The 21,580-nt window shown below is 38.8% G+C and carries 13 protein-coding genes and 1 tRNA gene; 8 read left to right on the top strand and 6 right to left on the bottom strand.

Annotated elements, in window-relative coordinates:
• The first annotated feature begins 303 nt into the window (after window positions 1-303).
• Window positions 304-1,353, top strand: coding sequence for a low specificity L-threonine aldolase (locus F6K18_RS06110; RefSeq protein WP_287519503.1), 1,050 nt, complete (start codon window positions 304-306; stop codon window positions 1,351-1,353).
• A 142-nt stretch (window positions 1,354-1,495) separates the two neighbouring features.
• The gene (locus tag F6K18_RS06115) at window positions 1,496-2,173 is read left to right on the top strand and encodes a discoidin domain-containing protein (protein WP_287519505.1); all 678 of its coding nucleotides are present in this window, start codon (window positions 1,496-1,498) and stop codon (window positions 2,171-2,173) included.
• A gap of 30 nt (window positions 2,174-2,203) precedes the next feature.
• On the opposite strand, the gene F6K18_RS06120 is transcribed toward F6K18_RS06115, so the two are convergent.
• The 3 genes from F6K18_RS06120 to F6K18_RS06130 all read right to left on the bottom strand — a co-directional run bounded on the left by F6K18_RS06120 (window position 2,204) and on the right by F6K18_RS06130 (window position 7,248).
• Window positions 2,204-3,592 (bottom strand): WD40 repeat domain-containing protein, encoded by a 1,389-nt coding sequence (locus tag F6K18_RS06120; protein ID WP_287519507.1) that lies wholly within the window; start codon window positions 3,590-3,592, stop codon window positions 2,204-2,206.
• Between the two features lie 188 nt (window positions 3,593-3,780).
• A complete protein-coding gene (locus F6K18_RS06125; RefSeq protein ID WP_287519508.1) occupies window positions 3,781-4,290 on the bottom strand; it encodes a ferric reductase-like transmembrane domain-containing protein in 510 nt (169 codons plus the stop codon).
• 921 nt (window positions 4,291-5,211) lie between these two features.
• The gene (locus F6K18_RS06130; RefSeq protein WP_287519510.1) at window positions 5,212-7,248 is read right to left on the bottom strand and encodes a DUF6851 domain-containing protein; all 2,037 of its coding nucleotides are present in this window, start codon (window positions 7,246-7,248) and stop codon (window positions 5,212-5,214) included.
• 858 nt (window positions 7,249-8,106) lie between these two features.
• Between F6K18_RS06130 and F6K18_RS06135 the strand changes: the two genes are divergently transcribed.
• From F6K18_RS06135 to F6K18_RS06150, 4 genes are all read left to right on the top strand, one after another.
• Window positions 8,107-9,408: an AAA-like domain-containing protein gene (locus tag F6K18_RS06135; RefSeq protein ID WP_287519512.1), complete on the top strand. Its 1,302-nt coding sequence runs from the start codon at window positions 8,107-8,109 to the stop codon at window positions 9,406-9,408.
• Complete coding sequence (locus tag F6K18_RS06140) at window positions 9,350-9,559, top strand: hypothetical protein (RefSeq protein ID WP_287519514.1); 210 nt, start codon at window positions 9,350-9,352, stop codon at window positions 9,557-9,559. Before F6K18_RS06135 ends, F6K18_RS06140 begins: the two co-directional genes overlap by 59 nt.
• Before the next feature lie 54 nt (window positions 9,560-9,613).
• On the top strand, window positions 9,614-9,979 hold the full coding sequence (locus tag F6K18_RS06145; protein WP_287519516.1) for a four helix bundle protein: 366 nt from the start codon (window positions 9,614-9,616) through the stop codon (window positions 9,977-9,979).
• Window positions 9,980-10,237: 258 nt separating this feature from the next.
• A complete protein-coding gene (locus F6K18_RS06150) occupies window positions 10,238-12,256 on the top strand; it encodes a tetratricopeptide repeat protein (protein ID WP_287519517.1) in 2,019 nt (672 codons plus the stop codon).
• 977 nt (window positions 12,257-13,233) lie between these two features.
• Here the strand turns inward: F6K18_RS06150 and pruA are convergent.
• From pruA to F6K18_RS06165, 3 genes are all read right to left on the bottom strand, one after another.
• Window positions 13,234-16,212, bottom strand: a complete 2,979-nt coding sequence (gene pruA, locus F6K18_RS06155) for an L-glutamate gamma-semialdehyde dehydrogenase (protein WP_287519519.1) — start codon at window positions 16,210-16,212, stop codon at window positions 13,234-13,236.
• 500 nt (window positions 16,213-16,712) lie between these two features.
• Window positions 16,713-18,542 carry a VWA domain-containing protein gene (locus F6K18_RS06160; RefSeq protein ID WP_287519520.1) on the bottom strand — a complete coding sequence of 610 codons (1,830 nt, stop codon included), beginning with the start codon at window positions 18,540-18,542 and terminating at the stop codon, window positions 16,713-16,715.
• 519 nt (window positions 18,543-19,061) lie between these two features.
• Window positions 19,062-19,133 (bottom strand) — tRNA-Cys (locus tag F6K18_RS06165).
• A gap of 173 nt (window positions 19,134-19,306) precedes the next feature.
• Between F6K18_RS06165 and cpdA the strand changes: the two genes are divergently transcribed.
• Together cpdA and F6K18_RS06175 are read left to right on the top strand one after the other, a co-directional pair.
• Window positions 19,307-20,107 (top strand): 3',5'-cyclic-AMP phosphodiesterase, encoded by an 801-nt coding sequence (gene cpdA, locus F6K18_RS06170; protein ID WP_287519521.1) that lies wholly within the window; start codon window positions 19,307-19,309, stop codon window positions 20,105-20,107.
• 291 nt (window positions 20,108-20,398) lie between these two features.
• Window positions 20,399-21,262 (top strand): DUF72 domain-containing protein, encoded by an 864-nt coding sequence (locus F6K18_RS06175; protein WP_287519522.1) that lies wholly within the window; start codon window positions 20,399-20,401, stop codon window positions 21,260-21,262.
• The last annotated feature ends 318 nt before the right edge of the window (window positions 21,263-21,580 follow it).

Here is a 21,580-nt window from a genome sequence, read left to right on the forward strand (position 1 = left end):
TTGTCAGACCTGGACAAAAACTGAGTTTCCGGAGATGTCTATTGATCAGCAGTAATTAATATTTGGTGCTGCGTTATTCAGGTAAATATAGACTCTACGAGGGTGTAAGTTCCACTATCTTAGTCACCGAAAAACTCCTTTGTACCTACTGATATCATGTAGGGGCGCAATTGCGAAGTCCATGCCGTCAGGCTATATGGCCATCTGCCCCTACGACTCCTGACTCCTGTGAAATCATACATTTATTTAGCAACACCAATTTTTTTAGTCCTTTAGCGAAATAAAGTTAACAATATGGGAAATATGAACTTTTGTAGTGATAATGTGACTGAGGTATGTCCAGAAATTATGGCTGCTGTGATAGCTGCTAATGAAGGGTCTGCAATGCCTTATGGTGCAGATGAATATACTCAGCGCTTAGAAGCTAAATTCTCAACATTGTTTGAAGCTCCAGTGACAATTTTCCCTGTTGCTACGGGTTCCGCTGCTAATGCTCTTGCTTTATCAGCGATCGCTCCTGCCTATGGAGCTATTTATTGTCATGCTGAATCTCATATTAATGTAGATGAATGTGGTGCTCCAGAATTTTATACGGGTGGTGCGAAATTGGTGACGCTCAGTGGTACAGATGCTCAAATTCATCCTTCTGACTTAGCAACAGTACTAGAAAAAGCTGGTATTGGTATAGTGCATCATGTTCAACCAGCAGCAGTTAGTATTACTCAAGCAACGGAAGCAGGAACAGTTTATTTACCAGAAGATATAGCTGAAATAGCAAAATTAACTCACGATCGCAATCTTTATCTACATATGGATGGAGCGCGTTTTGCTAATGCTGTTGCTAGTTTGGGTTGTGCCCCAGCAGATATAACTTGGCGAGCAGGGGTGGATGTATTGTGTTTTGGGGCCACTAAAAATGGAGCGATGGCAGCGGAGGCAGTAGTCTTTTTTAATCAAGAATTGGCAAAAACATTTGGCTACCGTCGCAAACGCAGTGGGCATTTATTCTCAAAAATGCGATATTTGTCTGCTCAGTTAGAAGCTTATATTACTGATGATCTATGGTTGAAAAATGCTAGCAATGCTAACCAGATGGCTACAAAATTAGCGCAAGGTTTGGTCAAGTTTCCTTTGGTCAGGTTATGTCATCCAGTGGAGGCAAATGAAATTTTTGTAGAAATTCCTGAGTCTGTGGTTACTGGTTTGAGAGCGGATGGTTTTCAGTTTTATGTTTGGCAGCAGGGAACTTTCCCTATAATTAGAGTTGTAACTGCTTTTAATACTAGGGATGAAGATGTAGATGCTTTTTTGGAAAGTGTTCGGTCTCATTCTGTGGTTAATGTGGTGGAATAGAAATCTCCGTATATTTTCTGAAAAATTAAAGATTCTGCAAAGTTGAGCATAAAGGGGTTGCATAAATCGGGGTGGAAGGATAGATTAATGTTGTAGGCAATAAAAATAAATTTAATAAGTTTTCTAAGGAGATTTAATCATGTTGAAAAAGCTTTCCATTGCTGCTGGTGTAACATTAGGTTTAACTATGCTGGTAGGTATTGACCAAGCTAAGGCTGCTTTGATCGTCAGCCCAGTGGATGCAACAGCAACTTCAGAGTTTACACCTGGTGCGGAAATTGGCAACACTATTAACCAATCAGGTCTCAGTATTGGATTTACGAGTGGCGTAGATTATTTTGATACTTATCTCGGTCTAAATCCTACACACACTACATCATTCTTTGGTAACGAATGGTTCACTAATTTTCAAAGCGCACCCCAAACTGTAACCTACGATCTTGGTAGTGTTTTGGCTATTGACCGCCTTGCACTTTGGAACGATGAGGCGGACGGCGGAATTTCCTCTTTCGATATATTGTCTTCCAATGATGGAACGAATTTCTCTACTGTTTTGAGTGGAGTATCTCCAATCATTAATCCAAATTTTAATCGCTATCCTGCGGAAGTTATTGATTTCGGCTCTGTTGTCAATGCACAATTCGTCCGATTTGAGATAACAGGCTGTGAAGGCTCCACTTTCTGTGCTATTGGCGAGGTTGCTTTTGCTACTGCTGAGACTGCTGAGTCTGTACCTGAACCTACTTTTCTACTAGGTTTATTAGCAGTAGGTGCTTTTGGTGCTACTTCCCTCAAGGGCAAACAGAAGCAAGAAAAATAGGTTTACAGCCTCAATTGAAAGCAATTCACACTATAACCAACCAGACCAAGGACTAACTTCAAGTACACCTGTTGGAGTCATCACTACTCGGAACAAAGCAACAGACTTCTGGTCGGTAATTTCAGATTTAGCAGTATTGAATAACTTGGGTAAAGGCGTTTGCTCTGCATACTTATTAGCAGGTTCATTCATCATTTCTAATTTGGCGATCGCTCCATCAACATTAACTGTGATGCAAAAAACTAAATCTTCGTACCATACTGGTGTTTGTTGCCAACTTTGGTCAATTCGGTCATACAATTTTTGATTTAACTCTTCTAACTTAGCTTGATCAGTAATCTCTGATGCAACAACTTCTACCACAGCAGATGAGGCAGTTGTATTCTGTAACTGTTTATTACTCAAAGCAGACATAGACCAAAGTTTAATTGTTTGATCGGCACCCCCACTGGCAAGAGTTTGTCCATCAGGGCTAAAATTTACAGACCAAACAGGTTTAGCATGACCTTTAAATGTTTCTAGTATTTCTTCTGTATCTACGTCCCACAGATGAATTTTTTTGTCGTAACTACTACTAGCAAGAGTCTGACTATCAGGACTAAAAGCAACAGATAAAACTGCTTTGTCATGTCCGTCTAGAGTGCATAGAAGTTGACCAGTTTCTACCTGCCATAACTTAACTTTTTGGTCTTGACTCCCACTAGCAAGGATTTTGCCATCGGGACTAAAAGCGATCGCCCAAACTGTGTTTTTATGTGCTGCTAATGAGTGGAGTTGTTTACCTGTATTCACTTGCCAAGTTTGGATTTGACCATTTTTACTACCACTAGCAAGCATTTCTCCATCAGAACTAAAAGAGAGAGATGTGATGGGACTGGAATGTTTAAAATTCCTCTCAACAGATCCAGTTTTAAGATTCCAAATTTTGATTGTGCCATCATAACTTCCGCTAGCAAGAGTTTGAGCATCAACGCTAATAGCTATAGCTTTCACATCATCGGTATGACCTTCGAGAGTTTGAATGAGTTTGCCATTGGCAAGATGCCAAAGTTTGATACGGTTATCCCAACTACCACTGGCGAGGACTTTTCCATCTGAACTAATGGCAAGAGATTCGATCGCATCTTTGTGAGCATCTATGGTATTAAGCAACTGACCATTGCTGAAGTTCCAAATTTTGATCGTGCCATCATAACCACTGCTGGCCATGGTTTTACCATCTGGACTGATAGCAACTGCATATACCCATCCTTTGTGTCCGGAAAGAGTAAGGGAGGGTAGAGTTGTTTTTTCTGGTTCCTGAGTCAAGTTTATAGTTGGTGTTGAAAGCGATCGCCACAACCACAACCCACCAAGATTTGTTATAGTAGTTGCTGCTATTATTGTGGCATATTTACGGAACTGTTGTGGGGTTAGCATAGATTTTAATTGTGAGATTTCTTAATTTGGAAAAGTTGATGATTAATTTTGACTTTTGGTCACTTTAATTTTCGGCTTTTATTTTTGCTATAGCAAAGAACAAGTTGCTTAGAACTTATGCTGATGATGAACCTAAAACAGGGAAATGTTTTCCCCCCTGTTCCCTGTTCCCTATTCCCTGTTCCCTGCTATGATTTTTTATTGCGCTCTATTAGTTTTCTAGCAATAAATAAAATTGTGGTGCCAGTAATTCCGATTACTCCTAATGGGGTGATATGACTCCAATGACCCCACATTGTATATATGACGTGCCAGACTAAAATAAACATGGCAAAATATGTCAATTGATGTAATTTCTTCCAATTTTTCTTCATTTTTTTGATGCTCCAATCATTAGAAGTGATTGTTAGGAGTGTGAAAATAATTAAAGTCACTATTCCTGTTCCATATATCGAATATGTTTGGGAATCAAAAACATCAAAGTTTCTTTTGCTAAGTAGCAAAACTCCATGACCAAGAGCAAATAAAAAAGCAATTACACCTATTTGACGACGATATTTCAATAAAAATTTAGGAAGTTCTGTTTTTTTGGTTGTGGGAAAAACAATCCTCAAAATTGTTGGTAGTAAAGTGAGGATATAGCATATTAATCCGAATAAACCTAAGTAGTTAGCAAGTGGTGCTGTATCTAATATCATGTTGGTTGAATATTTATAAATAAACGACGGAGGAGTCAGGAGATGGAAGAAGGAGTCAGGAGACAGGAGACAGGAGTCAGGAGATGGAATAAGGAAGAGGAAGAACAGTAGAAGAAGGAGAAAGTTTTTTGATCACGCTCTTATCCGGACATAATTAGGACTTATGCAGTACAACGTATTTTCGTCCGCAGCGACCGACAGGGTTTGCGCAGCAGTCAGGAACGGATAGCAATCTCAAATCCTAGTTTTTCGTAGCTCATGCGTAAGTCGTGTTGAAGAAGGAGACAGGAGACAGGAGACAGGAGACAGGAGGAAAATTACATGGGGATTCGCTCCCCCAAGTAATGCGTGAACACCCCCGTTGACGGTGGGGTATTAAACCCACAAAGAAAATGATAATATAACATAGTATCTCCTGATTTTTTTAGTACCTGGTATCATATTTTCATAAATTTGTCAAAATACTATGTGTCAAAGTAAAACCTCATTCATTTTGAGATATGGAGTTTGCCAAAAACTATAGGACTTACAAAGTACAAGGTCTTTTCGTCATTGCAACCGATAGGAAAGCAATCTCAAATCCCTGTTTTTCGTGCCTCATGGGTAAGTCCTGAACTATAAATTGCAAAGCTTTTATAGTAGTAGGAAGAAGGTATTGATAACTGAAATGATATCAAATCCGGGGGAATTGGACTTGAAGAAGGAGACAGGAGACAGGAGACAGGAGACAGGAGACAGGAGGAAAATTACATGGGGATTCGCTCCCCCAAGTAATGCGTGAACACTCCAGTTGACGGTGGGGTATTAAACCCACAAAGAAAATGATAAAAAAATTCTCCAATTTTCATAACTACGCTCATCAAAGTGATTCTCTCTTCTCCTGACTCCTGACTCCTGACTTCTGACTCCTAATGATATTACTCAAACAATCTCAAGAAAATCATCAATGCCGATCGCGCTGTCCTGTACATCCTGTAATGTAATCGAAAGTCGTTCAGTACTAATGCGAGTGTCATTTCCTATCTGAGAAATTGTCAACTGCTCGAAACTCAAACCATCCTCTAAACCAATGACATCTATTCCATCTTCAAAATCAGTGATAATATTGTCACCATCACCAAACCCGAACTCAAACATATCCCCACCGAGTCCACCAGTGAGAATATCATCACCGAGCTGACCACCAATAATATCATCTCCTAGACCACCATCAAGTAGATCGTCACCTTTACCTCCGTGAAGCAAGTCGTTACCATCTAAACTTTGGATAATATCATCACCTCTATTTCCATATATCAGATTATTTGCAGTTGTCCCGATTAAATCATCATCCTCATTTGTACCGATAGTAACATTAGGAGCGATCGCCAACTGAGTTTCTTGCCAGACACTTTCCGCTACTTGTTGTCCCAACTCCCCACCATTTAGATCGCCATCTTCAAAGTGAATACCACCATAAAGACGAGAAATACCAGCTTCATCAGCAGCTTCACTAAAAGTTTCCCACTCCAAAGTTATAGGTTCTTCTGGTGTAACACCAGGTTCAAAGCGAGACTCACCAGCTTGAAAAGTTATCGAAGCACCAAAATCATCACTACCAGTGAATAGTTGGAGAATTTCAGCAGCAGCAGCACTGAAGGTACTATGACCAGATACATATTCAGCAAAAGGAGGTGAAGGGTCACTACCAGGAGTTTGATAGGTGAGAAAATCAGTAGCCAAAATTGTTTGAGTGCCTTCTCCAGGACCTGCCCAAGCATCAATAGCAAAACCACCAAGCTCTGGATTAAATTCACCAATTAATCCTAATTCCCCTAGTTCCCTTACTGTTCGTACTGGACGAGCATAATCATAAAAAGTTTTAGATTCCCAAGTGGCAATTCCGGCATCAAATACTGCGTTACCCAAGTTAAAGAAGAGTTTGACATCCTCATCTAATGTCTTGTCATCCCTAGCTGAGACAAATTGCCCAAAAGTCATCCAAGTTCCTGGAGGGAAGGATGTTCCACTGCCATCTTCCCAAAATTCTGCAACTAACTTTTGCTCGTCTGTGAGGTTAGCACTCATTGCGATAACTTCTTCTGTTTGCTCAATGAATGCAGGATTAATAATAGTGCCAATAATATCTGGAGTGATTTCGACAACTGAACCGTCTGCTAGAGTAATTGTGCGTGCTTCCAAGTCTACTTCACCATCTACTAGCAAAAATGGTTCTGGTGCTGTTGGTCGAAATATATCACCTGAAGCGAGACTAAAAGGTATCACATCACCCCACTGAGGAGTGAGGAATGTTTGCACTCGCTCTTCTTCACCGGGTTCAGCGTCAATGGGAACTGCTTCGGGAGTCCAGAGTTCGATGTCAATGGGGTCTCCAATGGGATTACTAGGTTCATAGTCACTGATGTCGGAGTAGGGAGTACCGTCACCATTGGGGTCATTTCCTAGTTGGTTGGAGCCATCATTTCGACGGAATGTTAATAGTGCTTCGGCGGCAACGTTACCAATGCCAGCGGGAGTAGTAGTATCAGTGGTTGTGTTGTTAGGGTCATAACCAAGTTCAGCCATTAATTCGTTGAAAAGGTCTGTCTCAGTGGGAAATAATTCTGAGAGTACTCGATAAGCAGCAAAACTTATGGCTTCTGTTTTGTTGGCATCAGTGTTTTCTGACAGGGGACGTTGTAGGTCATCCTCTAGTTGAGTTCCTACTGCTAATGGGTCGTAAGCACTCCAAGCATCGTAGATAGCTGTGTGTACGATCGCATAAGCACGGGAAGCAATGGTTGGGCCTGGGGAAGTATTGATAACTGCTTGTTGTACTGCTTGGTCCCATAAAACGGAAATACTTGGTGAAGAGTCATCTACTGTTACGAGTTGAGTTTCCGGATCGAGGGTGAGATTGATGTTATTATTAGTATCTTCAGAGTCAAAGTTTTGCTGATCTTCTAATAATGAGTTCATCTTTTTTGTTTGTATTTCTGATTATTGTGAAAGGGGAATTAGGAAAGCAATTATTTTGCTTGATGATGATTTTCTAGTAGTCAAGCTGTGAAATAATCAGCTATCAGACAAGGGATATTTTTGGGACAATGGCAAGTTAATGATTTTTTCTTAACTTATTCTAATCTAAAAGCTATTATCTTGGATTAAAATTATCTTTCTTCCCTTTACAAATAATCTTAATTCAGCTAAATTTCAAATGGGGAATAAATGACAGTAAATTTCAGGTTACATCTTCACTAACTAGAAAAATGAATTAATCCTCATCAATGTGAAAATATTTTCACATTCAGCAGATAGTAAGGAATGTACCTGAAAATATGATTCACATTTTATCCAGTAGTCAAGGTTTCTCTTAGAGTAAGCATTCAGTGGTCAGCTATCAGCTTTATAGAATTAAAAGAATGTATTTCCAGTGGGGGCAGGCATCCTGCCTGTCCCTGTCTGCGGTGAAAATATCAGGAACGGGAAAATATCAGGAACGGGCAAGATGCCCATTCCACAAAACTATTAAAATCATCCCGCATTTATGCAACGCCGAAAAATATATTGGCTGTAATTTTAATCTTATTAATGTTAATCTTGACTTTCTAATCTTTGTTAAGTTATCTTGATTTAAACAACCTTAGTAAAACTTAATTTATCCAAATTAAAAGGCATAGTTATAATTAAAGCTCGTAAAACAAAAATTTTTTTTTCGTTAATTCTCTGGATATAATATAAGAAAGCTTTTATTACTAACTAAAAGCAATAGCTGATAGCTGATAGCTGACGGCTGAATGCTTACATTAATTTTAGTCAAATTTAAAAATAAAATTGATGAATCAACAAATTTTTGAACACATTTACTCTGGCTTGGCAGATGATGAAGTAAAAACATTAAGTTTATTTTTGGCAGGCAATAAATATGAACAAATTGCTCAGTCAATGAAATGGGATACGTCAAATGTAGGGAAAAAATTAAAGGCGATCGCTACTAAATTTAATCTACCCAAGAATCATAGTTCATTTCGGGGATTTTTATTAGAAACATTCAGCAAATATCAATCAAACTTAGTCCATCCTCAGTTAAGAGCTGACTATGGTTTTAAGACTAACAAAATTATTATTCCTGGTAGACCAGAGAAACCAGACTCTCCCTTTTATATAGAACGTTATCGAATTAAACGTTGTTCTATTGAGTCTGAATGTTATGAAAAAATAGAAGACCCTGGTTCGCTAGTGAGAATAAAAGCACCAAAACAAATGGGTAAAACTTCTCTGTTGCGGAGGATACAAGCAAAAGCAAATAATAACAACTATATTCCGATTTATCTCAGATTTGATAGCCTAATTGAACCAGAAAATATCAGTAATATTAATAATTTTCTGAAAGCATTTAACAAAAATATCAAAAGTCGGTTTACTGATAGTCCAAGCTGGAAAATTTGGGATAATCACAATGCTAAAATATCTTGCACTCAAGAATTTGAAGCACTACTATATCATTTAGAACAAGAAGTAGTATTACTCTTAGATGAAGTAGATGAAATTTTTAACTATCCAGAAATATCTAAAGATTTTTTTGCCATGTTAAGGAGTTGGTATGAAGAAAGCAATAACTTAGAAATTTGGGAAAATCTACGAATGATAATTGCTTATTCCACAGAATATCATGGCAAATTAAATATTTATCAATCTCCTTTTAATGTTGGTTTACCTATAGAGTTAAAAGAATTTACATTAGAGCAGGTAACTCAGTTAGCATATTTACATCAACTAGAGTCAGAAATAGTTTCTCCTTTAATGTCAATGGTGGGAGGACATCCTTATTTAATCAGATTAGGATTGTACAAAATGTCTCAGGATGAATTAACCATTACAGAACTATTAAAATATGCTCCTACTGAAAGCGGAATTTATCAAGAACATTTAAGTAGACATTTAGAAACAATATTAGAAAAGACAAATATTAAAGCAGTTTTTCACAAAATCTTACAAAGTAATTCTCCAGTACGTTTACCCAATAAAAATCGAGAATTACATCAATTAGAAGCTATGGGATTAATTACAATTAAAGGTGATGATGCTGAACCTCGTTGTCAGTTATATCGACAATATTTTCAGGAACGGTTGGGATAAAAGAAGGAGACAGGAGACAGGAGATGGAAGAAGGAGTCAGGAGACAGGAGACAGGAGACAGGAGTTGGAAGAAGGAGTCAGGAGACAGGAGACAGGAGACAGGAGTTGGAAGAAGGAGTTAGAAGTCAGGAGTTGGCTTTTTGGAAGTTAGGAGTTAGAATGATGCTTTTTGGAGCGTAGTTTGAAGATGGAATCAGGAGTCAGAATGAAAAGAGAACCTGCTAAAAACTTTCGAGATTTAATAGTTTGGCAAAAAGCACATCAACTTGTTTTAGATGTCTATGGTTTTAGCAGCAATTTCCCAAAAACAGAAACCTATGGATTAACAAGTCAGTTAAGGCGAGCATCCGTATCAGTACCAGCTAATATAGTAGAAGGCTTTAGAAAAAAGAGTCTAGCAGATAAAATCCGATTTTTGAATATTGCACAAGGTTCATTAGAAGAAAGTCGGTATTACCTAATTCTGGCAAATGACCTTGGATACGGAGATACTTCAAAACTTCTACTGGATCTAGAAGAAGTAAGTAAACTATTAGATTCATATATAAACGCAATTGAACAACGCAAATAATCTCCTAATTCCTACTCTTTCTTCCTCCTGTCTCCTACGGAAACTAAATAGAGTGAGGGCGAATGGCATTCGCCCCTACATATGGCGCTTTCAAAGTGAATTTGCGTAAGTCCTGTCTCCTTCTTACTCCCTCTTCCTCCCTCCTGTCTCCTGTCTCCTGTCTCCTGTCTCCTAAAAAGACTCCTGTCTCCTGACTCCTGTCTCCTGACTCCTAAAAAAACTCCTGTCTCCTGTCTCCTGTCTCCTTCTTAAAATATTATGGTTAGTTATAAATTAAGTGGTGGGGGTTTATCCGCTAATGACCCTACTTATGTAATGAGAAAACAAGATGCAGAATTATATGAAAAACTGCAAAGTGGAGAATATTGTTATGTGTTTAATGCTCGTCAAATGGGTAAATCTAGTTTGCGGGTAAAAGTGATGAAAAAATTACGGTCTCAAGGTTGTAAATGTGCGGCAATAGATATGAGTAGATTAGGTGATTTTTCTATTCAAAAACAATCTTGGTATGACGGTTTTTTAGAAGAACTATTTCGAGGATTTGGTTTAGCTTATAGGATTGATTATCAAAGCTGGATTGAAGGTTATCAAACTTTGACAAATATCCAGCGTTTGGCTAGATTTATTGAAGAGATTTTATTTGTGAATTTTTCCACTGAAAAAATCTATATTTTTCTGGATGAAATTGATTTACTGGTAAATTTACCCTTTAAAAATGAATTTTTAGCTTTTATTCGCTCTTGTTATAATCACCGATCTGAGGATGAAAAATCTGATTATCATCGGCTGATTTTTTGTTTTTTTGGAGTAGCAACTCCAGAAGATTTAATTAGAGATGGAAGACATACTCCTTTTAATATTGGTCATCCCATTGAATTAACAGCATTAAATTTTCAAGAAGGAAAAAATTTAACTCAGGGATTAATAGGAATAGTAGAAGAGCCGGAAATTGTTTTACGGCGAGTTTTCGATTGGACTGGAGGTCAACCATTTTTAACTCAGAAACTTTGTCAAATTATTGTCGATCATACAGATAACACTGAGCCGGATATTGATAAGTTAGTAGAAGAACATATTTTGACATATTGGCAAGAAAAAGATTATCCCACTCATTTAACATATATTCGGCATCATTTACTTAGTCAAAATCAACTTACACCTGAATTACTTAGACTATATAGAAAAATTCTGCTGCGGGGAGGAGTTAAAACTGATGAAAGTCGAATACAAATGGTACTACGTTTGTCAGGAATAGTAGTAAAAAAACAAGATAGATTAGTTGTTTTTAACAAAATTTATCGGACAATTTTTAATCTAAATTGGATTGAGGAACAGTTGGCAAGTTTAGCAAAAGATCGGGATAAACAAACTCCTAAAAAAAAGTGGATGCGTTTTGTTTATCCTAGTTTAGTTTGGGGAGGAGTTATTAGTTTACTTGCTTTGGGATGGCGGCAACAAAAACTTGAATTACATGATTCCGATCGCTTGATGCAGAGTCAAATTCCCCTCACCGATCGCAAACCACCACCACCTAGGTTTGATGAACGAGGTGATCGACGACCATCACCCAGATTTGATCAACGAGGCGATCGACGACCATCACCCAGATTTGATCAACGAGGCGATCGACGACCATCACCCAGATTTGATCAACGAGGCGATCGACGACACCCGCCACATCATAAACCTGATGATGCTCTGAACTTATTGCCACTTTCACGATCTTACAAGCAACCTTCCTCACGAAGGTTTCGTGGACGAGGCGATCGCCGACCACCACCACATCATAGACCTGGTGAGGGGAAAAATCTCAAAAAATTGGCACAATTCTACTCTCAAGAAGGGTACAAAGATGCAGAACCACTATTGCATAGTGCTTTGGCTATCAATGAGAAAGCTTTGGGTACAGAGCATCCCGACATCGAAGATAGTCTCAACAACTTGGCAGCACTCTACTATTCCCAAGGAAAATATACAAAAGCGGAACCTATTTTGCAGCGTGTTTTGGCTATCAATGAGAAAGCTTTGGGTACAGACCACCCTCATATTGTACACAGTCTGTACAATTTGGCACAAATCTACTCTGAGCAAGGAAAGTACGCAGAAGCAGAATTATTGTTGGAACGTGCTTTGACTATCAATGAAAAAACCTTTGGTGTAAAGCATCGTAATGTTGCACACAGTCTGAAGAATTTAGCAGATCTCTATTATGAGCAAGGAAAGTATAAAGAAGCTGAACTTTTTCAACAACGTGCTTTGGATATTAGGGAGCATTGACTTACAGCAGTTTTCTAGTGGATGAGGTACATCTTGGTAGTAGGGAGTAGGAAGTAGGGAGTAGGGGGAAATTTGATAGATTCTCAAGATAATTTATGAAGATCATTAATATTTACGTCTAATTAATGAAACCTGATATAAAAGTGAATAACGCAATGTGCGCCATTTGATATCAAATCCGTTTAATTAGGTATCAGGACTTACGCAAATTAACCTTTAAAACGCCATATGTAGGAGCAAATGGCATTTGCGCTCCGCAAAGATCCGAATGATATCAAATCCGGTAGCATCGGTGTAATTAGATAGTTAATCTAGGAGTCAGGAGTCAACCCACCCCTCGCCCCTCCCCCTTCCAGGAGGGGAAGGACCGAGTCAGGAGGGAAGAGAATGCGCGAAACATTTGCTCTTGGATGAAGATGAAAATTTTTTTTATACCGAACCCGAGCGGATTTGATATGACGCCATCACTCAATTTAGTGTCCGTGCGTAAGTCCTGGGTAAAAAAAAATGTTCCATCTGAGCGCCATTGGCAAATCTGTCTTTATCTTCCCACCTCCTCATATCAAATTTGGTTAAACAGTTATAGATTGGTTAACTCAGGAGGAGTCATACCATGTCCGGATAATTATAGTCATTCTGAATAAGACTGGAACACTTTTTTAGCTGAAACTCTTTCAAGGTAAGAAACCCTTGTCTCAATCTTAACTGGAATGACTATAGTGATGAAAACACTTTTTTCCCTATCTCCTGTATCCTATCTCCTATCTCCTTTATCCTGTCTCTTGCCTAATTATTTAACTATTCAACCGGACATGATATCAGTCCTCAGTCCTCAGGAGGAAAAAGAATCACAAAGGTTTAGTAGTTATGAGGATTGGAGAATTTTTTTATGTCCAATTCCCTCGAATTTGATATCATCTCCCCATCTCCCCATCTCCCCACACTCCCTACACCTGCCACACTGCACACATAGTAAGCTACTGCACGCCCTCAATAGGAGCAAAACCTTGCCGTTGCACATTCTCAGTTATCGTGCGTGGTTCCAAAAATTGCAATAGATAATCAGGTCCTCCAGCTTTCGACCCAACACCAGACAACTTAAACCCACCAAATGGCTGCCGGGAAACGATCGCTCCTGTAATTCCACGATTAATATACAAATTCCCCACTTCAAATTCTGCTTTTGCCTGTTCGATATGAGAAGGAGTACGAGAATACAACCCACCAGTCAAAGCAAAATTTGTACCATTAGCAATTTCCAATGCTTCTGAAAAACTTTGCGCTTTCATCACCGCCAACACCGGACCAAATATTTCCTCTTGGGCAATAGTTGCCGTGGGTGACACATCCTTAAATACCACCGGACCAACAAAATAACCATCATCTGGCGCTGCCATCTCCAGGGCAACTTCATTTTCCTGCTTACCTTGCTCAATATATTCCTTAATCCGTTTTTGTGCCTTAGCATCAATCACCGGACCAACTTGTGTACTTGGTTTCTCCGCATCTCCAATATTGAGCGATCGCGTAGCCTCCACCAAACGATTCACAAAAGCTTCATAAATTGATGCCAAAACCACAACCCGGGAACAAGCAGAACATTTTTGTCCGCTATAACCAAAAGCAGAATACACTACACCAGCAACTGCTTGGTCTAAGTCTGCACTCTCATCAACAATAATCGCATTCTTACCACCCATCTCAGCAATAACCCGCTTCAAGTGCTTTTGCCCAGGGCGTAAAATTGCCGCCTCTGCATAAATTTGACAACCAACTTCCTGAGAACCAGTAAAAGTAATACTATTAACATCTGGATGTTTCACCATAAAATCACCCACTGTCGAACCTTTTCCTGGCACAAATTGAAATACTCCCTTGGGAAAACCAGCTTCTACTAATATTTCAGCAATTTTAGATGCTATCACAGATGACACTTCTGCTGGTTTCAACAAAGTACAGTTTCCAGTCACCAAAGATGAAACAGTCATTCCTGTAGGAATAGCTAGAGGAAAATTCCAAGGTGAAATCACCAAAGAAATACCACGAGGTTGATAATAATAACGATCGGTTTCTCCAGCTACATCATATTTATAACCTTGGTCTAACCTTTCCATTTCGTCAGCATAGTAGCGACAAAAATCAATTGCCTCGGAAACTTCCGCATTACCTTGGTTAAGGGGTTTCCCAACTTCTAATACCATCCATGCTGAAAGTTCGTGACGGCGTTTTTCCATTAAGTCCGCCGCTTTTCGTAATATCCTTGCTCCCTCTGTAACAGGTGTTTTCCGCCAACTAGGAAATGCTGCTTTAGCTGCTTGAATTGCTTGCTCTGCTTGTTCTACAGATATTAAACCAATTTTCCCGACTACCTCTTTCAGGTTTGATGGGTTAACAGAATCTACTATTTGCTCGGTCTTTATGTATTCGCCGTCGATCAACGGGAGATATGTTTTGCCTAACTGTAGTCGTACTTGAGCAATAGCATTATAAGCTTGTTCTCGTTGAGCAGCATCAGCATAGTCGCTATCGGCAGCATTAGGAAAAACAGGTTTAACAATATCGTGAATTGTTGTTTTGCTGTTAATAGTGGGAGGCGCTAACAATTCTTCAACAGGAACATTTTCTGAACTTTGTCTAAGGAATGAACTGTTAGCTGTATTTTCCAGGAGACGACGAATTAAATATGCCATTCCTGGCAGTAGATCGCCATAGGGACAGTAAACTCTGATGCGATAATCTTTGTCCACTAATGCTTGAGCTATTTGGTCGCCCATACCGTAGAGAACTTGCATCTCGAAGCAACGTCTAGGTACTTTTAGAGCTTCAGCGATGGCGATCGCTCTTGCCTGAGAACGAACGTTATGACTACCAATAGCTGAATAGATATATTGATGATTTTCTAACATCATCTGAGTCAGCTGTTCAAAATTGGCATCGGTTTCTGGTTTATCGTTGAAAACAGGTTGTGGCCAGTCGTGTTGTAAAGCTGTGATGCTTTCTTGGTCCCAATATGCACCTTTAACCAGTCGAACGGTAACAGGATAACCCCGGAGTTTTGCCCAGTCAATGATTCCTTGCAAGTCTTTTTCGCTATCCCGCAGATATGCTTGGATAGTAACGCCAATGTCAGTGCGGTTGCGGAATTCTTCCTCCATCAACAGTTCTTTGAGGATAGCTATAGTCAGGTCTTTGTAGCTATATTGTTCCATATCAAAGTGAACTGCTACACCTAGTTCTTTGGCACGTCGGAGTAGAGTACGGATGCGTCCGCTCACTCGTTCCTGACTACCTTTAGCATCTAGGGGGTCAAACTGGGAATAGAATGCTGTAAGTTTTACAGATACCTGCACTCGTGATAGTTGTTCGCCTTCTGCTTCGTCTATCTGAGGTACTGACGACCAATTTTTAGCAGCTTGGGTTAGTTGGGTTATCAGTTCTAGATAACGGTCTAAATATGATTGTGCTTCAGTTTCAGTAATTACTGCCTCTCCGAGTAAGTCTACGGTGAAGCACATTTTTTCTTTCCGTAGTTTTTTTAGAGTTTTGATTATTTGTTTAATGTTTTCCCCAGCAATGTATTTATGGGCGAGGGTTTCAACTGCGGGTGCAACAGTAGTCGCTGCCAGTTGACCGGGAACTGAGTCTGGGTTGGCAAAGTTGAGGAGTTTTTTGAGAGCTTCTGGTAGCTCAACTTCTTCAGTAGTCAGGTATTCTTGGAGGTGAGCAGCTATTTCGGGTTTACTGTGTAATGCTGGCAAACAGTCAATAAAGCGAAATAGTTGTACTCGCAAACCAGGGTTAGCCATTGCCCAGTCTAGGAGTTTATCATCCCACCGCATTTGATTTTGCAGTTGGCCTAACCAGGAACGGTTTTTTTCTTGAGTTGCTGCCAAGAGTTGTTTTGCTATTTCTTGGGTTTGAGTTTCATAGTTACTATTAGGTATTTGTGCGACCATTTTTTTTGACAAAGTGTAGTTGAATCAATTGAGTAGGTGTATCGGATTAATTTGGGTCTTTCTCACTAAAGTTTCTTTGAAGTTAGTGTTTTTATGAGCCTATTTCCGTTACGTTATACTTATCTAAATATTATCATTTAATCTGACAGTATATTTTGTAGGAAAAGTTTAAATAAAGCACTATCATTATTATTAGACACCTGGTGGAAATTACACATATAGATCATTTTTTGTGTCTTTTTTCAGAAATTTTCTTGCCTGTTGCCTACTTCTGCAAAAATTATATTCTTTTCCGCAGATGTCTATTGGACGTTGGTGAAAAGAGGTATGATATCATGTCCGGATAAGAGTCCGATAGAACTCCGTGACCTTTACGCGACCAAAAAACTTTCTCCTTTTACTCCTGTTTCTTCTTCTTTATTCCCTCCTGACTCCTGACTTCTGACTCCTGACTCCTAAAGAATTAAGATTAATATCACACACTAATTTACCAACGCCGTCTATTGTAATAACCGACGAATTTTTCCATAACTGATGTAAGATTTACCATCAGCAGATTCTCGTACTTCATCAACCACATATAATACTCCTTCAGCCCGAATATTACGGGGAAAACGAATATTAAAATCGGGATTATATCCATCTGAAACGACTCTTGCTCTAAGCTTACTTTTTTCTTTAATACACTGAATTAAAACCCCATCACCTACAGTATCAACAGGTTCCAAATCTTCCAATCCTCCTGTTGCTTTAGCTGCTGCCAACTTTTGAGATTTACCCTTTTCAGTAGTTACTGCTTTTTCCTTACCGGGTTCAACCAAGCGACAAATCTTGCCAGTAGCACGGTAAAAACTACCATTAGCTGAAAGTTGAATCTCTTCTACAACATAAGTAACTCCTTCTTGACGAATTCCACGGGGGAACTGAACATTAAATTCAGAATTATACCCTTCTGAAATTACACGCACTCGTAGTTTTCCACCTTCTCGAAAACATTTGACTAAAATACCGCCCTCAGCAGTAGAAACCGCTTCCAAACTATCTGCATTTCCAGCAGTAGAACCTCGTAATTTCAAATCATCGCGACTCCGGTTTAGAGTTTGATATGATTGGTCGCGCATTTCTTTGCGACTGGCACTATCTAGTTTGCGGTTTTCGATGCGTTGAGCATAATATTCTAATTGGGCAATTTCCTCAGCTACTTCAAATATTTCATTTAATAATTTACTCTTGAGTTCGTCCACCTGAGAACGTAATACTTCCGCAGCTTCTTTGTACTGTCCTCGATCTGCCATAGCGATCGCTTCATTTTTCAGGCGAGCTATTTTCAGTTGACTTGTCTGTTCGAGTACCAACATATCAGCTTCGATGCGACTTGCTTCTTCCGCAGAACCCACTGTTATTACAACGGGAATTTGTTCTGATACCTGTTGAATATTGTCATCAATGGTCGTTTGATACTGATACTCTATAGTAGCAATAGTGAAAGGACCAGGATTTTTTTGCGGAGGAATTAATAGTTGTAGAGCTAGCTGTTTTGCTTCAACTTGATAGACATCTCCTAATAAAATTTCCCATGCTTCTCCCTGAGTAGTTGACTGATAGTTATTCAATACTTCAGAAATCTGCACTGATGGTTCTGGGTGCAGAGTTACTGTGAGATTTTCTGCCACAACAGAAGTCAAACTTTCTAACTCGATGCGGTAAACATCAACTGCGTCATCTGGAGATTGAATAAAATAAAAATTTCCGCCAGCAGCATCTGCTATATCGATGAGCAAGTCTTCATTAAAGTTAGTTCCAAAGCCCAAAGTTGTAGTGATAATTCCCTGTTCAGCTTGTTGTTTGGCAGTTTTTGTTAAAGCTTGAGGGTTGGTAATTCCCATGTTAGCTTGGCCATCGGTCAGCAGTAGGACGCGATTCAGTCGTTCCTCAGTTTGTTGAGATTTAACGCATTCGCAACCCATCAACCAACCACCACTCAGGTTCGTACAACCTCCTGCTCTAATTCGATTTATTTGAGTAGAAATTTTGGCTTTGTCTGCTGCTTTCTGTGGGGGTAATATCGTTTCTGCGCTGTCATCATAGATAACAACAGAGACAATATCATCAGGGTTGAGCGACTCCACCAACTTTTGAGCAGCTTTAATTGCATAACGTAGAGGTTTACCGCCCATTGAACCAGAGCGATCGATAACTAAGTTCAAGTTTAGCGAACGACGGTTAGATGCTTGGACTTGTTCTTCAGTATTGAAATTGAGAATTAAGTCGAGTGTTGTTTCAGTATCAATGGCAATTAGAGAGTGGGAAAGAGAATAATTTGCTTTCATCAGTTTTTACCTCTTTGAAACAGTCGATCGTGTAATACTCACATCTTGCACTCAATTCATTATAGCACTAGGCAAAATATTCCTTCTTTACTAATGCGTATGTCGCAATAATACAATGTAATATGAATGTAGTTCTGAAATTGGTGGGGATAATAGAGCGATCGCTTAATTCAGATTCCTTCTCTACTAATGCGTATGTCGCAATAATACAATGTAATATGAATGTAGTTCTGAAATTGGTGGGGATAATAAAGCGATCGCTTAATTCAGATTCCTTCTCTACTAATGCGTATGTCGCAATAATACAATGTAATATGAATGTATTTCAATTAAGTTGAGATACATAGAGCGATCGCTTAATTCAGAGATAAAATCTTTATGGGTTCTATTAAAAAATATTGGGAATGCCTTTGTGAGTTTCAAATTTTGACGGGGATAAATATTCCAGCAAGAGAGTCAGAAGATAGGGATATCCCTTCATCCAAAGTCTCTGTTAGGAGAAGCATTAATTATATTAAAAGGCGGCACCCAGATTCGAACTGGGGGATGAGGATTTTGCAGACCCTTGCCTTACCGCTTGGCCATGCCGCCATTACTATCTTTTTAGTATAGTACACCATCCACAAATATATGGCAAGTTCAAGGATAAATGTGATATAGATCACTTAAACTGATGTTTTGAATTGCACTGTGGACAAATATTTGAAGCTATTTTAATAATTTAACGCTCTTATAGCAGTTATCACAAAATTTACTCAGTAACAATGATTTTCCAACCTCCTGTGCTTGTTGCTCAAATCACCGATACCCATTTATTTGCGGACCCTACTCAAGGAACAATGTATGGACTTCCTACGGAAAGCTCCTTTGTGAAAGTCTTGGAGAAACTCAAACAGTTGCAACCTCAACCAGATGTACTGCTACTTACTGGAGACCTTTCCCAAGATGAAACTTCTAAATCATATCAACGTTTAGCATCTTTACTGAGTCCTCTGAACATTCCTACTTACTGGATAGCAGGAAACCACGATAATTTACCTACAATGGAACGGGTATTAAATTCTGCTCCTATTTCTGCGGCAAAATATTTTGAAATGGGTGGATGGAACTTTTTTTTACTAAATACCAATGTGCCTGGACGTGTTTATGGTGAAATTTCTCCAGAAAGTTTAGAGTGGTTAGAATATAACATTAAAATGACTGGAAATAAACCAGTTTTAATTGCTTTGCATCATCCTCCTGTAAAAATAAATTCAGAATGGATGGATAAAATTCTTTTGCATAACCCAGAAAAGTTCTTAAGTATAATTAATCGTTATCCACAAGTAAAAATCGTTTTATCTGGTCATATTCATCAAGAATTTGCCAAGGAAATAAATGGTATTCATTATTTATCAACTCCTTCTACTTGTATTCAATTTGAACCAGGAAATCCTAATTTTTTTCTAGATAAACAACCACCTGGATTACGATTACTTACCTTATATCCTGATGGAAATTATACTACCAAAATTGAAAGGATTAACTATATTTATGAATGTGATATGGCAGCTAGTGGATATTAGATATCTCCAGAAAAGAGGGAATAGGGAACCCACCCCTAACCCCTCCCAGGAGGGGAAATAATTGATAATCTCTGTATGATAATTGATTTTATTTTTTATTTTTGGAGATGTCTATTAGTAATTGAAGAAGGAAGAAGGCGTTTTAGTTATCTAAGGAGAGAAGAAGGGATCTAAGTTGGGAAAAGTTGATGGGGAGATGGGAAGATTGAAGTAATTATAGAATTATGAACATATACTGTATAACTGGATTCTATATTAAATAATTAATCTACAACCTAAAACCTTCTTCAAATGACTAAAAAAAAATTCTTTCTTGGGTGCGCTGTTTGGGCATTTAAACCTTGGGTGGGAGAGTTTTATCCTCCCAAAAGTTCTTCTTCTGAGTTTCTCTATCTCTACAGTCGCCGTTTCACTACCGTTGAAGGTAACACTACATTTTATGCTACCCCTAAACCAGAGACTGTGACGAAGTGGGCAATACAAACGCCTCCTGGATTTCAATTTTGCCTAAAACTACCACGCAACATAACTCATAATGGATTATTAAAACCTTTTATCCCGGATGCTTTAGACTTCCTCAAACAGATGCAACCTTTAGGCGATCGCCTGGGTGTATTTTTTGCTCAGTTACCGCCGAGTTACGGCCCCTCTTCATTTGATGACCTCGCAGAATTTTTGCAAGCTTGGCCACGAGACCGGATACCTTTAGCTTTGGAAGTTCGCCATCCTGACTGGTTTGAAGACTCTCAAGTTCAACAGTTAAATAGTCTTCTCAAACAACTGGGTGTGGGGAAAGTTTTGCTAGACTCGCGTCCTGTCTACACTGGCAAGGATAACCCCCAGTTGCGGTCTCAAAACCGTAAACCCAATTTACCTTTACAGTTTAAGGTGACTGCTCCATTTACCATTGTGAGGTTTATTTCTCATCCTCAGTTGTCAGTAAATCAAATTTTTTTCAAAGAATGGGTAACTCAAATTGAGCAATGGTTGCGTCAAAATATAACAATTTACTTTTTTGTTCATTGCCCTGAAGAAGAGCGATCGCCTGGTACAGCACGTCATTTTCAACAGTTATTAGAAACAGCAAAAATTCCTATTCCATCCCTGCCTTGGAATTTACTTAACCAGTCACCTACTCAGTTAAGTTTATGGTAATTATTTCTAATAATTGCTGATGTTATATAGCAGAATTAAGAAGGAAGAAGGCTTTTATAGCAGTTTTAATGAACATAGAATACAGAGATTTTGGCTTAAAGGCAGAAGACATAAGCTTTGTAGTCTACTTTTGTGAAAACCGCTATAAGATTGAAAAAACTTCAATTCCCTGTAGATATTTACCGAATAATTAATAATTAAATAATTCTGGTTTAAAGCCTCCCCTTTTAAGGGAAAAAAAAGCGGTCAATAGATAGCGAAGTATCGGATTCATATCCAATCTACCAAGAGAAAAAATAATATTTCTTTATATTCAAT

Origin of the sequence: Okeania sp. SIO2C2, from assembly GCF_010692625.1 — a bacterium.
Taxonomy (GTDB): Bacteria; Cyanobacteriota; Cyanobacteriia; order Cyanobacteriales; family Microcoleaceae; genus Okeania; species Okeania hirsuta.